This is a genomic window from Mesorhizobium sp. M1423 (assembly GCF_040317575.1).
GTDB lineage: Bacteria > Pseudomonadota > Alphaproteobacteria > Rhizobiales > Rhizobiaceae > Mesorhizobium.
On sequence record NZ_JAMYKU010000015.1, the window covers coordinates 76,067 to 91,034 of the forward strand.

General features: G+C 63.3%; 17 protein-coding genes. 11 read left to right on the top strand and 6 right to left on the bottom strand.

From position 1 onward, the window contains the following. Nucleotides 1-106: 106 nt before the first annotated feature. Together ku and ligD are read left to right on the top strand one after the other, a co-directional pair. The gene (gene ku / locus NKG95_RS19515; RefSeq protein WP_352858783.1) at nt 107-958 is read left to right on the top strand and encodes a non-homologous end joining protein Ku; all 852 of its coding nucleotides are present in this window, start codon (nt 107-109) and stop codon (nt 956-958) included. 9 nt (nt 959-967) lie between these two features. Next, a complete protein-coding gene (gene ligD, locus NKG95_RS19520; protein WP_353042018.1) occupies nt 968-3,469 on the top strand; it encodes a DNA ligase D in 2,502 nt (833 codons plus the stop codon). 224 nt (nt 3,470-3,693) lie between these two features. On the opposite strand, the gene NKG95_RS19525 is transcribed toward ligD, so the two are convergent. Continuing rightward, nucleotides 3,694-4,368, bottom strand: coding sequence for an ArsR/SmtB family transcription factor (locus tag NKG95_RS19525; RefSeq protein WP_352789094.1), 675 nt, complete (start codon nt 4,366-4,368; stop codon nt 3,694-3,696). Between the two features lie 68 nt (nt 4,369-4,436). Here NKG95_RS19525 and NKG95_RS19530 point away from each other — a divergent pair, with 68 nt between their 5' ends. From NKG95_RS19530 to NKG95_RS19540, 3 genes are all read left to right on the top strand, one after another. Further along, nucleotides 4,437-4,652, top strand: coding sequence for a DUF1127 domain-containing protein (locus NKG95_RS19530; protein WP_353006070.1), 216 nt, complete (start codon nt 4,437-4,439; stop codon nt 4,650-4,652). A gap of 95 nt (nt 4,653-4,747) precedes the next feature. Beyond that, a complete protein-coding gene (locus NKG95_RS19535; RefSeq protein WP_353006071.1) occupies nt 4,748-5,080 on the top strand; it encodes an NIPSNAP family protein in 333 nt (110 codons plus the stop codon). Then, the gene (locus NKG95_RS19540; RefSeq protein WP_023718858.1) at nt 5,077-5,421 is read left to right on the top strand and encodes an antibiotic biosynthesis monooxygenase family protein; all 345 of its coding nucleotides are present in this window, start codon (nt 5,077-5,079) and stop codon (nt 5,419-5,421) included. The genes NKG95_RS19535 and NKG95_RS19540 overlap by 4 nt, the downstream gene beginning before the upstream one ends. A gap of 6 nt (nt 5,422-5,427) precedes the next feature. On the opposite strand, the gene mbfA is transcribed toward NKG95_RS19540, so the two are convergent. Beyond that, nucleotides 5,428-6,411: an iron exporter MbfA gene (mbfA, locus tag NKG95_RS19545; protein ID WP_023718859.1), complete on the bottom strand. Its 984-nt coding sequence runs from the start codon at nt 6,409-6,411 to the stop codon at nt 5,428-5,430. 181 nt (nt 6,412-6,592) lie between these two features. Here mbfA and NKG95_RS19550 point away from each other — a divergent pair, with 181 nt between their 5' ends. From NKG95_RS19550 to NKG95_RS19560, 3 genes are all read left to right on the top strand, one after another. Beyond that, on the top strand, nt 6,593-6,910 hold the full coding sequence (locus NKG95_RS19550; protein WP_023718860.1) for a hypothetical protein: 318 nt from the start codon (nt 6,593-6,595) through the stop codon (nt 6,908-6,910). 202 nt (nt 6,911-7,112) lie between these two features. Then, nucleotides 7,113-8,090 carry a threonine/serine dehydratase family protein gene (locus NKG95_RS19555; RefSeq protein ID WP_353006072.1) on the top strand — a complete coding sequence of 326 codons (978 nt, stop codon included), beginning with the start codon at nt 7,113-7,115 and terminating at the stop codon, nt 8,088-8,090. A 92-nt stretch (nt 8,091-8,182) separates the two neighbouring features. Next, nucleotides 8,183-8,836, top strand: a complete 654-nt coding sequence (locus tag NKG95_RS19560; protein ID WP_352848277.1) for a glutathione S-transferase family protein — start codon at nt 8,183-8,185, stop codon at nt 8,834-8,836. Between the two features lie 36 nt (nt 8,837-8,872). Here the strand turns inward: NKG95_RS19560 and NKG95_RS19565 are convergent, their stop codons facing one another. Genes NKG95_RS19565 through NKG95_RS19580 form a run of 4 tightly spaced genes read right to left on the bottom strand, consistent with a single transcriptional unit; the run spans nt 8,873 to nt 12,601 of the window. Next, nucleotides 8,873-10,009: an ABC transporter permease gene (locus NKG95_RS19565; protein ID WP_023718863.1), complete on the bottom strand. Its 1,137-nt coding sequence runs from the start codon at nt 10,007-10,009 to the stop codon at nt 8,873-8,875. An 8-nt stretch (nt 10,010-10,017) separates the two neighbouring features. Further along, complete coding sequence (locus NKG95_RS19570) at nt 10,018-10,938, bottom strand: ABC transporter ATP-binding protein (RefSeq protein WP_023718864.1); 921 nt, start codon at nt 10,936-10,938, stop codon at nt 10,018-10,020. Next, on the bottom strand, nt 10,935-11,888 hold the full coding sequence (locus tag NKG95_RS19575; protein WP_353042021.1) for an HlyD family secretion protein: 954 nt from the start codon (nt 11,886-11,888) through the stop codon (nt 10,935-10,937). Before NKG95_RS19575 ends, NKG95_RS19570 begins: the two co-directional genes overlap by 4 nt. After that, entirely contained in the window at nt 11,885-12,601 is a 717-nt protein-coding gene (locus NKG95_RS19580; protein WP_023718866.1) for a CerR family C-terminal domain-containing protein, read from the bottom strand. The genes NKG95_RS19575 and NKG95_RS19580 overlap by 4 nt, the downstream gene beginning before the upstream one ends. 88 nt (nt 12,602-12,689) lie before the next feature. Between NKG95_RS19580 and NKG95_RS19585 the strand changes: the two genes are divergently transcribed. From NKG95_RS19585 to NKG95_RS19595, 3 genes are read left to right on the top strand one after another with little or no spacing between them, the layout of a single operon-like run. Continuing rightward, nucleotides 12,690-13,163: a CYTH domain-containing protein gene (locus tag NKG95_RS19585; protein WP_023718867.1), complete on the top strand. Its 474-nt coding sequence runs from the start codon at nt 12,690-12,692 to the stop codon at nt 13,161-13,163. Next, nucleotides 13,160-14,104: a CHAD domain-containing protein gene (locus NKG95_RS19590; protein ID WP_353042023.1), complete on the top strand. Its 945-nt coding sequence runs from the start codon at nt 13,160-13,162 to the stop codon at nt 14,102-14,104. Before NKG95_RS19585 ends, NKG95_RS19590 begins: the two co-directional genes overlap by 4 nt. Nucleotides 14,105-14,145: 41 nt before the next feature. Next, nucleotides 14,146-14,958, top strand: a complete 813-nt coding sequence (locus NKG95_RS19595; protein WP_352789088.1) for a C40 family peptidase — start codon at nt 14,146-14,148, stop codon at nt 14,956-14,958. The last annotated feature ends 10 nt before the right edge of the window (nt 14,959-14,968 follow it).

Consider the following 14,968-nt stretch of genomic DNA (forward strand, 5'->3'; position numbering starts at 1 on the left):
GTTCAGGCAAGGCTGGGCCGAAAGCCCGGACTTGCCTTTTGCGCCGCCGGAACCGGAACGGACTTTGCCCGTTCTCGGTTGAACGTTGTCGCGCAGGGAGTTTGTCATGGCGCCGCGCCCCGCCTGGAGAGGGTATCTCAAGCTTTCGCTGGTCACCTGCGCGGTCGAAGTGACCAATGTCGTCACCCAGGCCGAAAAAGTTTCGTTCCGCGTGCTCAACCGCAAGACTGGCAACACTGTCAGGCGCGTCTATGTCGATTCGGCAAGCGGCAAGCCGCTCGATGAAGGCGACGAGATCAAGGGCTACGAGATCGGCGACGGCGACTTCGTCCAAATCGAGGAGGAGGAGATCGAAGCCGTCCAGATCGAATCCTCGCATACGATGAGCCTCGACGGGTTCATCGAAAAATCTTCGATCCAGCAGATCTATCTCGACACGCCCTATTATGTGACGCCCGCGGACGATGTCTCGGAAGAGGCTTTTGCCGTCATCCGCGACGCCATGGCCGCCAAGAAGACGGCGGGCCTTGCCCGCATCGTGCTCTACCGCCGCGAGCGTCCGGTGGTCATCGAGCCGCTGGGCAAGGGCCTGCTGCTGACGACGCTGCGCTATGGCGATACGGTGCGCAGGCCCGAGATGGTGTTCGGCGACATCAAGCCGGTGAAGACCGACGCCGAGATGATCAGGCTGGCCGAACACATTGTCGATGAGAAACAGGCGAAGTTCGATCCTTCCGAATTCGAGGACAAATACGAAAACGCGCTGATCGAGTTGGTCCGCGCCAAGAAGGCCGGCAAGAAGGCACCGAAGACCAAGGCAGAACCGCGACCCTCCAACGTCGTCAATCTCTTCGATGCACTGAAGAAGAGCCTTTCGTCGGAGGCCAGCCCGCCGGCAAAGGCCAGACGCCCGGCAAAAGCCGCCAAGTCCAAAGCCGCCCGGCGCAAATCGGCTTAGGATCAGACCATGGCCGGCCTCGAGCAATATCACGCCAAGCGCGATTTCAAGAAGACCGCCGAACCGGCCGGTAAGCTCGCGCGCGGCAAGAAAGCCGTGCCGGGTGGCATCTTCGTCATCCACAAGCATGCCGCCACCAGGCTTCACTACGACCTTCGCCTTGAGCATGGCGGCGTGCTGTGGAGCTGGGCGGTGACGCGAGGCCCGAGCCTCGACCCGCATGAGAAGCGGCTCGCCGTGCATGTCGAGGACCACCCGATCGACTATGCGCCGTTCGAAGGCACCATCCCCAAGGGCCAATATGGCGGCGGCTCGGTCATTGTCTGGGACGAAGGCACGTGGGTCCCCGAAGGCGACCCTGCCAAAGGGATGAAGAAAGGCCATATCAATTTCGAACTGCATGGCCACAAATTGCATGGCGCCTGGCATCTGGTGCGGCTGAAGCCGCGGCCCGGCGAAAAACGCGACAACTGGCTGCTGATCAAGTCCGACGATGCCGCCGCGCGTCCCGGTGAGGACATTTTGCAGGAGGCGCCGCAATCGGTGAAATCCGGCCTGACCATCGAGGAGGTCGGCGAAGGCAAGACCGCCGACGGCAAGAAGCCAAGCGTCTGGCAGTCCGACAGGCCGGCCGCCGGCAAAGCGAAGGCTGTCGCGGCAAGGCGGCTCGAATTCGTCGAGCCGGCGCTCGCCACGCTGGAGCGGGACGCCCCGCCCGGTAAGGACTGGCTGCATGAGGTGAAGTTCGACGGCTATCGCATGCAGGCGCAGCTTGCCGGTACCGAGGTGCGGCTTTTGACACGCACCGGCCTCGACTGGACCGACAAATTTGGTGGCTCAATTGTCGCGGCACTTGGCGGTCTGAAATGTACCGATGCCGTCATCGACGGCGAAATCGTCGTGCTGGCGGATAATGGCGTGTCGTCCTTCTCGCTGCTTCAGCAAGATCTGTCGGCGGGCCGTACGGACCGTTTCATCTACTATGTCTTCGACCTGTTGCAGCTCAATGGTCAAGACATCCGTTCCGAGCCGCTGGTCGAGCGCAAGGAAAGGCTGCGCAGCCTGCTCGCCGGACAGGCCGAGGATCAGGCCGTGCGCTTCAGCGACCATTTTGCCGAGCCCGGCAAGATCATGCTGGAGCACGCTTGCCGGCTGGGTCTAGAAGGCGTCGTTTCCAAGCGCGCCGATGCGCCCTACCGCAGCGGCCGTGTTCCCTCGTGGGTGAAGTCGAAATGCACGGCGCGCCAGGAATTCGTTATCGGCGGCTACATGCCGTCGGACAAGACCGGGCGTGGCCTGCGCTCGCTGCTGGTCGGCTATCACGAGGGCGGCAAGCTGCGCTATGCCGGCCGCGTCGGCACCGGCTTCACGGCCAAAAGCACCAACGAGCTGAAGAAAAGGCTTGATGCGCTGAAGACGACAACCTCGCCCTTCGACAGCGCGGTGCCAAGGGGCAAGGGGCTGGTCTGGGTCAAGCCCGAACTTGTCGGCGAAGTGGAGTTTCGCAGTTGGACGTCGGACCGTATAATACGCCACGCGTCCTTCCAGGGATTGCGCGAGGACAAGCCGGCGGAGGAAGTCGTGCAGGAGAAACCGAAAGCACGCTCAGCCACGGCAGAGCCGAAGCCAAAGCCCACCAAAACCGCAGGCGCGGCGAAAACCTCGGTTACGCTGTCCCGCCCTGACAAGCTTCTGTGGCCCGAGGAGAACGTATCGAAGCAGGATCTGGTCGATCACTACGCGCTGGTCTGGCCGCGCATGAAGCAGTTCGTCATCAATCGGCCGCTCAGCCTCGTGCGGGCGCCGGACGGCGTCGGCGGCCAACGCTTCTTCCAGAAGCATGCCTCGGCCGGCATGCACGACAAGATCGCCGTGATGAAGGATCCGACCGATGGCGAGGAGATATTGTTCATCCGCGATTTCGACGGTCTCGTGGCACTGGTGCAACTGGGCGTCGTCGAGATCCATATTTGGGGCTCGACCACCGAGGAGCTGGAAAAGCCCGACCAGATCATCTTCGATCTCGATCCCGACGAGGGCGTCGACGTGAAGGCGGTGCGCGCGGCGGCACTCGACATCCGCGGCCGGCTCGACGAACTGTCCCTGCCGAATTTCGTCAAGACCTCGGGCGGCAAGGGCTACCACGTCGTCGTGCCGCTGAAGCCGTCGGCGGATTGGGACGAGGTCAAGGGCTTCGCCCATGAGTTCGCCCGAGCGCTCGAACAGGGCGCACCCGACCGCTACACGGCGACGCTGTCGAAGAAGGCACGCACGGGCAGGATTTTCGTCGATTATCTGCGCAACGGCCGCGGCGCCACCACCGTCGCCCCCTATTCGTCGCGCGCCAAAAAGGGCGCCACGGTATCGATGCCGGTGACCTGGGCGGAGATCGAGGCCGGATTGCCGCCCAATGCCTTTCCGATCGGCGACAAGACGACGCTGAAGCGGCTCGGGCAAGCCGACCCCTGGGCGGATTTTTTCAAGCAGGCCAAGCTGCTCAAGCGCGACTAGTGCATGTCGCGCAAAAGTGTGCAGCGGTTTTGCGATAACGACATGCATCAAAACAAGGACCTAAAGCGCATCGCATGAGGCCGGTCGAACGCGACGCGCTTTAAAGCAATTCCAGGAAAAGTATGAAAAGGTTTTCCGTCCGGAATTGCGTCAAAACAAAAAGACAGAGCGGTTCGGCGTTTCCGTGAAACGACGAATGCGTACTAGCGCGTCGAAGCGATCTGTCAGGCGAGAAACGTTTTCTCGAAGGCCTGCTTGCCTGCCGGTGAAAAGATCACGGCACGGCTGTCCTTCTCGCGCCGCGCCCATTTCTCGGCGAGGATCTTGTCGAGAATGGCGGCGCCCAGCGTGCCGGCAAGGTGCGAACGCCGCACGCTCCAGTCGAGGCACGCCCGGCACACCGGTCGCCGCGCTTTGGTATGGATGTCGATGCCGATCGCGGCGAAATGCGAGGCGGCCGACGGCCCAAGCTGGATCTCCTTGTCGTCGCGCAGGAGCACTTGTCGAGCGACAAGACGGTCCAGCATCGCCACCGCCTGCTCGCCGGCGAGGTGGTCGTAGCAGACCCGCGCCACGCGCATGGCCGCGTCGCGAGGGCCGGGTCGCACCCTCTGCGGCCCGACAGCAGCAGCGACGCCGGTGATGGCTTCGATCATTCCTGCCACCTGCGGGCCGGCGAGGCCGTAATAGCGGTGCCGTCCCTGGCTCGCCAGCGTCAGCAGCCCGCCTTCCATCAGCTTCGATAGATGGGAGCTCGCTGTCGGAAGCGACACGCCGGCTTCGAGTGCCAGTTCGCTCGCCGTCAGTGCTGTGCCGCCCATCAGTGCGGACAGCATGTTTGCCCGCGCCGGATCGCCGACCAGGCTGGCAATGCGGGCTATGTCAGGGCCTTCGCGCATAGTTCGTTCCTCATCGAAGCATCCTCGTCAGACAAGCATTAATCTCGATGCAAATCAAGGAGACGACGATGCCTGCAAGGACCATTCTCAGCGCCGCGCCTGCTCGCCGGCCGTTCCCGTTAATTGTCTTGCGCCGCTTGCGGCTGCGGCTCCTGAAGCGGTGGTACGACCGTCATTCGCAGCGCCTCGATCTCGCCGAAATCGACGATCATCTGCTGCGTGACCTTGGCCTGACACCCGAAGACGTCCGTCGCGAATACGCGAAATCCTTCTGGCAGGCATGATCAGCGAGGGATTGCCTAGCATATCGATCTTCGGAACGTTTCGACCCGGCTCGAACTGTGGTCGCAAGAAACATCCACCCGCCAAGGAGGCGAAAATGACCATTACCTGCTTCATCCGCTACGAGATCGATCCGTTCGGCAAGGCGGCGTTCGAGGAATATGCCCGCAATTGGGGGCAGGCGATCCCGCGCTGCGGCGCCGATCTGATCGGCTATTTCGCGCCGCACGAAGGCTCGGCCACCACGGCTTATGCCGCCTACAACATCGACAGTCTTGCGGCCTACGAAGTCTACCGCGCCCGGCTCGCCGCCGATCCCGCCGGCAAGGCGAATTACGAGTTCGCCCGGCGGGAAAAATTCATCCTGAAGGAGGATCGCATCTTCCTCAAGCTGGCCTCCGGGCCGCATGGTCCTTTGGTAAAGCCATGATCGCCGTCATCTTCGAGGTCGAGCCGGCGGCGGGCAAGCGCGAAGCCTACCTCGGCATCGCCGCCGACCTGCGGCCGCTGCTCGACGGCATCGACGGTTTCCTGTCGATCGAGCGCTTCCAGAGCCTTGCCGATCCGAACCGCATCCTGTCGCTGTCCTTCTGGCGCGACGAGGAAGCGGTGAAGGCCTGGCGCAACACGCAGGAACATCGGCAGGCCCAGAAAGCCGGGCGCGGCGGTATCTTTGCCGACTATCGTTTGCGCATCGCCCACGTCGTGCGCGACTACGGCCTGACCGAACGCGCCGAGGCGCCAGCAGACAGCCGGGTGGTGAACGGATAGGGGCTGCTATGCATTCCCGATCAGCACCCCTGCCGCAAACACCAGCGCGCCACCCAGCACCACCTGGAAGGCGGCGCGCCAGAATGGCGTCTGCATATAGCGGTTCTGCACGAAGGCGATCGCCCACAGCTCGAAGAAAACCACCACGGCGGCGACAATGGTCGCCGTCCAGAAAAGCGGGATGAGATAGGGCAGCGCATGGCCGAGCCCGCCCAGCGTTGTCATGACGCCGACGGTCAGACCGCGTTTTGCCGGCGAGCCGCGGCCCGACAACTTACCGTCGTCGGAGGCCACTTCGGTGAAACCCATCGAGATGCCGGCGCCGATCGAGGCAGCAAGCCCGACCAGAAAGGTCTGGAACGTGTCGTGCGTGGCAAAGGCGGCGGCAAAGATCGGCGCCAGTGTTGACACCGACCCATCCATCAGCCCCGCCAGCCCCGGTTGTACGTAGGTCAGGATGAACTGGCGCTGCTCGGCCGCCGCCTCTTCGTCCTTGACCGCGCCCGGCACATGCTTTTGTTCGAGCCGCTGCGCCAGTGTCTCGTGGCCCTGTTCTGCGATCGCCAGATCGTCGAGCAGCTTTCGCGTCGACGCATCGCCTGTGCGCTTGGCCGCCTCGACATAGAACAGGTAGGCCTGCCGCTCCATGGCCTCGGCTTGGCTGCGCACATGATCGACGCCGAGCGGCCTCACCAGCCAGTCCGGTTTGCGCTCGTAATAACCCTTCACATGTTCGCGCCGGATCAGCGGTATCCGCTCGCCGAAACGCTTGCGGTAAAGCTCGATCAGTGAATCGCGATGGCCGTCCTCTTCCTCCGCCATCTCTTCGAACACTTTGGCCGATTGCGGAAAGCTTTCCGCCAGCCCGTCGGCATAGGCGCGATAGATGCGCCCGTCATCCTCCTCGGAGGAGATGGCGAGCGCCAGGATCTCCTGTTCCGAGAGCGATTCAAAGGAACGGCGGCCGAGGCCGAAAACGCGGGAAAGCATGAGAAATTCACCCTAGTTTAGAATAGTTCTAAACTATGACCTTGCACGTCGCCGGTCAATCGTGCGTGCTCCACTCATGCTCAAAAGCTACAGATTTCGAAACCCCGAGCAGGTCGTCGTTTGCTATCGGTGAACGTTCACTTATATAACCGAATCTGAACCAAGAGAAAGGAACCCGCAGATGCCGGAAAAACAGCAGCCGTTTGATCCCAAACCAGTCCTCGACCTGATCGCCAACATCGAGGCGGATCTGCAGCGCCTGAAAGGCCTGGTCGAGCAGCAGGTCGAAAAATTCGATCCCGCCAATCCGCACAACAAGGCTCCCGATGGCAAGTTGACTGAGGAGGGTGTCGAGTGCTGCTATCGCCTGTTCGACGAGGGCAAGTCGCGCTATTCGGTCGCCCAGCAGATGAAGATCTCCTTCGCCGCCGCCACCCACCGCTTCAACACCTGGCGTAAGATGGGCGGTCCCAAACGGCAAAAGACGCTGTTGGGGTGAGGAGCGGCGGCCAAGCCGGTCAATCGGCAACGATTTGTCGATTGAAGCGACGACCGCATGGCGGAGAGACGAGGAGGCGGCAGGTGGCAGGCACGCTCCTCTCCTGCCTGCAAGACGAATTGTAACCGTCACATTTTTTCATTGGTGCGCGGCCTCCCTTTCCGTGCACCATAGGCGGTCTCATTTCTTGCAGGACCTCGCCATGACCACCCCTCCCGGCATCGCCGATATCCGCAGCGCAGCAGCGCGATTGTCCGGCCTGATCGTCGAAACGCCGCTGATCGAATCGCCGGAGCTGAACAAGCGCTTCGGCGCCAGGATCCTGTTCAAGCCCGAGACGTTGCAGCGCACCGGCTCCTTCAAGTTCCGCGGTGCATACAACAAGCTCTCCTCGCTCTCGGCGGAAGAACGCGCTGGCGGCGTCGTCGCCTTCTCGTCGGGTAATCACGCGCAAGGCGTTGCCGCCGCAGCGGCGATGTTCGGCGTCAAGGCCGTCATAGCCATGCCCACCGATGCGCCGGCGATGAAAGTCGGCAATGTCAGGAAGATGGGCGCAGAAGTGATCACCTTCGACCGGGTCCGCGACGATCGCACTGCCGTCGTCCGTTCTTACGTGGAAAGGGGCATGGTCCTGGTGCCGCCCTACGACGATCCGGCCATCATCGCCGGCCAGGGCACGATCGGCCTCGAATTGATGCGCCAAGCACAAGCGCTTGGCGTCAGCCTGGATGCGGTAGTCGTTCCCTGCGGCGGCGGCGGGTTGAGCAGCGGCATTTCGATAGCGGTCAAGGACGCCTCACCGGGCACCGCCGTCTGGGCCGTGGAACCCGAGCATTTCGATGACACACGCCGCTCGCTGATCAAAGGCGCCAGGGTGTCGAACGCGCCCGGCCACACCTCGATCTGCGATGCCCTTCTCGTCGCAGAGCCGGGCGCGATCACTTTCGAGATCAACCGCAAGAATCTCGCCGGCGCCATCACCGTTTCCGACAAGGCGGTGGCACAGGCGATGCGCGATGCCATGGCTTGCCTGAAGCTGGTCGTCGAACCTGGCGGTTGCGTCGGCTTGGCCGCGCTGTCGTCAGGCGAGATCGACCTTGCCGGGAAATGCATTGCCGTGGCGCTCTCCGGTGGCAATGTCGATCTCAGCACCTATGCCGAGATCATTGCTGCCGGCTAGGATAGCAACCAGTTCCAGGTCATGTGCCGATTCGAGGTGCTTGAGCGTCCGTTGCGCCCGGTCGAACCGGTACCCTTCAAAGACTGAGATCAATGAAACTGTTCTTCAGCCGCAATCCCAATCCTCGCCTCGCGGTCGCGGTGGCACGGTATCTCAAAGCCAAGGTCGAGTTCGAATTCGCCTCTCCCTTCGCTCCGGGGCAGGCCGAGCGCTTTCGGCCGCTCAATCCAAATCTTTCATTGCCTATCCTTGTGGGCTTGGGAAAAAGCCTCTGGGAGGCCGACGCCATAGCCTGCCGGTTTTCACGCGACACGCATTCGCATTTCTGGCGCACCGGCGACGACGAGCCCGAGATGATCCGATGGCTGAGTTGGGGCAAAGAGAACTTCGCAAGAGCCTGCGACGTCGTGCATTTCGAACGCGGGACCAAACAGCGCTATGGGCTCGGCCCGATCGATCAGGCGCGGGTTGAGGAGGGCCTGAGCGACTTCAGCACCGCCGCCGCAATACTTGATGCCGAGCTTTCCGAGCGAGACTGGCTGGTCGGAAGTTCGGTTTCCTATGCCGACTTTCGAATGGCGACGTTTCTGCCCTTCAACGACGTCGCCCGATTGCCGCTCGATGATTATCCTTCTGTCGGTCGCTGGTATCGGCAGCTTGAAGAAATCGACACCTGGCGCGATCCCTTCGAAGGGCTCAATGCACCTGAATTGGCGCCGGTCCCGGGTCAGGCCAAGCCGGTGTGAATCTCGGTCATTTGCACAAGCGGATCGAGTTCGACCCTAATCAAGCGTCCGGCGGAACCGCACCAGCGCCACGCCGGCGAACAGCGCCACGAACACCACTAGCCAGCCGATCTCCGTTGCCACCGCCGGCAGCTCGGCGCCCTTCAGCATCACCGCGCGGATGATGCGCAGGAAATGCGTCAGCGGCAGCACCTCGCCGAAAATCTGCGCCCAGTCCGGCATGCCGCGATAGGGGAACATGAAACCGGACAGCATGATCGACGGCAGGAAGAAGAAGAAGGTGAGCTGCAGTGCCTGCATCTGCGTGCGGGCAATCGTCGAGATCGTGTAGCCGAGCAGCACCAGCGCCAGCACGAAGATCAGGACGGCCGTCAACAGCAGCGACATCGATCCGGTGAAGGGGATGGCGAACAGAAGCTTCGATGCCGCCAGCACCACCAGCACCTGCACGGCGCCGACCGCCAGATACGGCAGCACCTTACCCAGCATGATCTCGAGCGGGCTGGACGGCATCGCCAGAAGGTTCTCCATCGTGCCGCGCTCGGTCTCACGCGTCAGCGCGATCGAGGTCATCATTACCATCGTCATCTGCAGGATGACGCCGAGCAGGCCGGGCACGATGTTGTATTGCGATACGGCTTCCGGATTGTAGCGCCGGTGCACTACGACCTGGAGCTGGCCCCGGGCAGCTTCGGCCGCTGTCTCCTGCATGCCGCGCGCCCTGAGCAGCGCCTGGTTGGCAACGGTGCCGAGCGTCGAGATGGCGCCGCTGGCGACGGCCGGGTCGGTCGCATCCGCCTCGATCAGGATCTGCGGGCTGTCGCCACGCTCGACCCGTCGGGCGAAATCGGCGGGAATGGTGACGACGAAGGCAACGTCGCCGCGCGCCATCAGGAATTCGGCTTCGGCGGCACTTTGCGCGACATGGTCGAAGCGGTAATAGCCGGTGGTCTGCAGCGCCGAAACCATGGCTCGCGTGTAAGGATCGCTGCTCATCGCCACCAGCGCTGCCGGCAGGCTCTTCGGATCGTTGTTGATGGCATAGCCGAACAGCACCAGCTGCATCAGCGGCACGCCCAGCATCATGGCGAAGGTGATGCGGTCGCGCCGCATCTGGATGAACTCCTTGATCAGCAGCGCACCGAGCCTGGCGAAGGAAAAGACGCTGTTTATCCCGTTCTTCATCCCATATTGTCCTTCGAACCGGACATGAACTGGATGAACACATCCTCCAGGCTGGTCTCGCCGGGCGAGACCCTGACGCCCTTGTGGTCTTTCTCGACGTCGGCGAGCGCTGCCTGAAGCGCCGTCCTGTCGGAGCCGACTACATGCAGCGTCGCGCCGAACGGCGCCACCTGGTCGACGCCTGGGCGGCCATGAAGTGCGGCAGCGACCTGATCGAGCCGCGGCCCTTGCAGGACGAAGGTGGTCAGCCCGGCATTCCTCACCACGTCCTCAACCGTGCCGGTGGCCAGCATCTTGCCATAGGAGATGTAGCTGATGCGGTGGCAGCGCTCGGCCTCGTCCATGTAATGGGTGGAGACCAGCACGGTCAGCCCGCCGCTCGCCAGCCGGTGGATCTCGTCCCAGAATTCGCGCCGCGCCTTCGGGTCGACGCCAGCCGTCGGTTCGTCGAGCAGCAGCAGTTTCGGCTTGTGCATGATGCAGGCGGCCAGCGCCAGCCGCTGCTTCCAGCCGCCGGACAAGGTGCCGGCCAGTTGGTTTCTGCGTGATGTCAGGCCGAGCTCCTCAAGCGTCTTGGCCACATGTTCGTCGAGCGGCTTCAGCCGGTAGAGCCGCGCCACGAATTCGAGATTCTCGCCGATCGTCAGGTCTTCGTAGAACGAGAATCTCTGTGTCATGTAGCCGACTTCGCGCTTGATCCGCAGGCTGTCGGTGCGGATGTTGAAGCCCAGAACCGTGCCTTCACCCTCATCGGGCGTCAGCAAGCCGCACATGATGCGGATGGTCGTCGTCTTGCCCGAGCCGTTCGGCCCGAGGAAGCCGACGATCTCGCCCTCGGCCACGGTCATCGTCACATGGTCGACGACAGTCTTGTCGCCGAAGCGTTTGACCAGGCCGTGCACGTCGATGACGTTCATTTTCCGATGTCCGCCAGATCGACGTCGACGATCTGCCCGGGCTGCAATGCGCTGGCGTCGCCGTCCGGCCGCGCTTCGACCAGATAGACCAGCTTTTGCCGGGTCTCGAGCGAGTAGATCACCGGCGGCGTGAATTCCGGATCCGGCGACACATAGCTGACGCGTGCCTTCACGCCCGATCCGCAACCATCGCAATGGACGTTGAGCAGCGTGCCGACCTCGACCGAGGAGAACGCGCTTTCCGGCACATAGACGCTGAGCTTCACTGCGCCGTCCGGCAGTATGGAGATGACCGGCGCGGTCGGCCCGGCTGTATCGCCGGGATAGCGGATGACATCGTTGACCCTGCCGGGCGAGGGCGCCGTGAGCACACGCTTCGACAGTCGCCATTGCGCTTGCTCCAGCGCCGATTGCGCCTGCCTGACCTGATTGTCGGCGGCCTTGATCGTCTCCGGCCGTGCCGGCAGGCCGCCGACAGCGAGATTGGCTTCCGCCTGGCCGACCTGCGCGTTGGCCGTCTCCAGCGCCGCGGAAGCCGTATCATAATCGGCCTGCGTGCCGGTGCCGCGTTTGAACAGATCGCTGGCGCGGCTGTATCTGCGTTTGGCGTCGGCGGCTTGCGCTTTGGCCATGTCGACCTGCGCCTTGAGCACTGCAATCTCTTCCGGCCGCTTGCCGACCTGCAGGTCGGCAAGTTGCGCCTGGGCCTGCGCGAGGGCCGCCTCGGCCTGCGCGATGGCGATCTTGGCGTCGGCGTTTTCCAGCGTCACCACCGGCGTGCCGGGCGCTACGCGGTCGCCGCGCTTGACCGCAATCGTCTCGACCTGGGCCACCTCGATCGGCGCCAGCAGCACATAATCGCCCTCGACGTAGCCGACGGCGAGCGGTGCTGCCGGCGCGCAGGCGCTGAAAAGCTGGGCGGCAAGCGGCAAAGAACAGAGCAGGCTCATGATCCACGATCCTTCCGGACAGCCAAATCGCGCCGAGCTAAAATCGCGCTGAGATTGTCGGTTACTGTTGCCGCGATCTTGCCGGCCTCGTCATCGCCGATCTCGCGCCAGCCCATCCGGCGCATAACCGCCTCGCGGCCGATGCGGAAATAGACGACCTGGCCAATCAGCGTGAATACGGTGAGTTTAGTGCGCTCGCTCTCGGCCGGCTCGCCCGTCGACTGTTCCCAGATCAGGCAGAGCCGGTGATGCGCCGGTTCGAACACGCCGTCATAGATACGGTCGAGCGCGGCGGTTGGATGCGACAGCTCACGCAGGACGAACTGTACAATCTCGCCGGCTTCCGGCCTTGCCGCGATGAAGGCGACCATCCGCTCCAGTGCGACGGCTAAATGTGCGCGCGCGGCCTCGGTGTCCGCCAATGCCGCGGGCGGCGCTTGCAGATTGCCGATCGCCTGGCCCGCAATGGTCTGGATGGTGTCTACGATGTAGTCGGCCGCCGCGTTGCGGAGCCCTTCCTTGCCGCCGAAATGATAGGCGATCGAGCCGATATTGGCCTTGGCCTCAGCCGCGATCTGGCGCGTCGACGTGCCGTCGAAACCCTGGCGTCCGAACAGCTTCAGCGCCGCGCGCACGAGGGCCGTCCGCGTCATATCCGCGGCAGTCTTGGGCGCTTCATGAGGAAGGCCGCTGGCACTGGGCGATTTGATCATGGTCTATACTTTAATCAATCGAATGATTAAAGTCAACTGCGGTCAAGCGGCTTGCCAACTCTGGCCGTGCGCGCTTTAGTGCCTCGCCATGGGCAAGGAAATCGAGCGTAAATTCCTGGTCTCAGGTGAGGAATGGCGGGGAATGGTCAAGGCGGACATTCATATCCGTCAATTCTATCTTGTCGCCGAGCCTACCCGCACGGTGCGTGTGCGCATCAGCAATGATGCCGCTGCCAAGCTGACGCTCAAGTTCGGCAGCCAGGCCCGCGAGCGCGATGAATTCGAATATCCGGTGCCTTTGGCGGAGGCGCAAGAGATGCAGGCCTTTGCCATCGGACGTGTCATCGAGAAGACACGCCACCATGTTAGACACCGCGGCTATCTCTACGAAGTCGATGTCTTCGGCGGGACGCTTGCGGGGTTGGTGATCGCCGAGCTCGAGACGCAGGAGGATGTACCGGACGAAATGCTGCCAGATTGGCTCGGCCGCGAAGTCACCGGCGAGCCGAGATTTTACAACGCGTCGCTCGCCCTTGGGGGGATTCCGGAGATCGTCGCATGAGCTTTCGTATCGATCCGCGCATGTCGCTGACCGGCGAGGTCCGGCGCATCCTCGCCGAGGAGATCGGCAAGGCGCTCGACCATCTGAACGCGGCGCGTGACAGGCCCGAACAGGGGCTGCACAAATGCCGCAAACGGCTGAAGAACGTCCGGGCCTTGCTGCGCCTGGTCCGTTCCGGAGACGAAACATTCTGCGTGACCGAGAATCAGTGCTACCGCCAGGTGGCGGCTCTGCTTGCTGGTCCGCGCGAGGCGACCGCGCTCGTCGAAACAATCGACCGGCTGGCGGCAAGCTTTCCCGAGCAAAGTGCCGGCGGCGGTCTCGGTGCCGTCCGCGACAGGCTCGTCGCGCGCCAGCATGAGCTGCATGTCGGAGCGGGCCTCGACGCTGCGATAGGCGCGGCGGTTGCCGCTTGCGAGGAAGGTGTCGTCCGCATCGACAAGCTCGCTTTGCCCGACCAGCCGGAGCAGGCTGCCGACGTGCTCGCCGAAGGCGCGCGCATCACTTTGCGCCGCGCCAGGAAAGCGCTGGACAAGGCCGCTTCGCGCGGCGCGGCCGATGATTTTCACGATCTGCGCAAGGCGGCCAAGACGCATGGCATGCATCTGTCGCTGCTCGGCAGGCTGTGGCCGACGCCGATCAAGACGCGGCGCAAGGCCGTCGACGAACTGGGCGAGCGGCTCGGCGAACTGCACGATGTGCTCGTCATGCGCGCGCTTCTCGATGCCGAGGACCAGCCGCTTGGCCCCGCTGAGGAGACGCGGTTGCTTGGCAAGCTGCTGAAGCGCTCGGAAAAGGGCCTGAAAAAAACCTGCCTCGCCGAGGCGGCCGAGCTTTTCGGCGACAGTCCGAAGCGCTCGACGAGGAAGCTCGCCCGTAAGGTGCGCGAGGATCTCATAGCGGTACCGCACGAAGACGCCGGCGCGCCTGGCGTGGGCTGATCATGGTCTAATTTGTCGCCCTGTGGTAATCGCCGTCTGGCATGACCGAGCCCGGCGACACGCTTCTGGACCGACTTGGCCGCTGGCTTGCCGGCCGGCTGCAGGAGGAATCGTCCGGCTACGAGCCTTACACGCCGTCGGACGCCGAAACGCTACGCCGCACGCTCGAGCCCGGCGACATCCTGCTCATCGAAGGCAACCAGAAGATCTCGGCGGCGATCAAATACCTCACCCAGTCGACCTGGTCGCATGCCGCCTTTTATGTCGGCGATGCATTGCCGGAGCCCGAGGACGGGTCGGAACGGCGGCGCCTGATCGAGGTCACGCTCGGCGATGGCTGCATCGCCGTGCCGCTGTCGCGCTACCGCAGCTACAACACCCGCATCTGCCGGGCGAGCGGCCTGGCTCCCGACGATCGCGAAGCGGTCGTCGCCTTCATGATCGGCAGGCTGGGTCTCAGATACGATCTCAAGAACATATTCGACATGCTGCGCTACTTCTTGCCGACGCCGCCGGTGCCGGTGCGCTGGCGCCGCCGCATGCTGGCTTTCGGTTCCGGCGACCCGACGCGCGCCATCTGCTCTTCGCTGATTGCCGAGGCCTATGGCCGGATCCGCTACCCGATCCTGCCGGAGATTACCCGCGCGCCTGGCCGTGCCTCGGCCCAGTCGAGCTATTCGCGCAAGGAAATCCTCCACATCCGCCATCACTCGCTCTACACGCCGCGCGACTTCGACCTGTCGCCCTATTTCCGCATCGTCAAGCCGACGCTGGAATACGGCTTCGACTACCGGCAGATGGTCTGGGATGACAAGGCGGTCGCGGCCGCTCCGGAGACGAAGACCGCCGGATAGCCGCTCGATC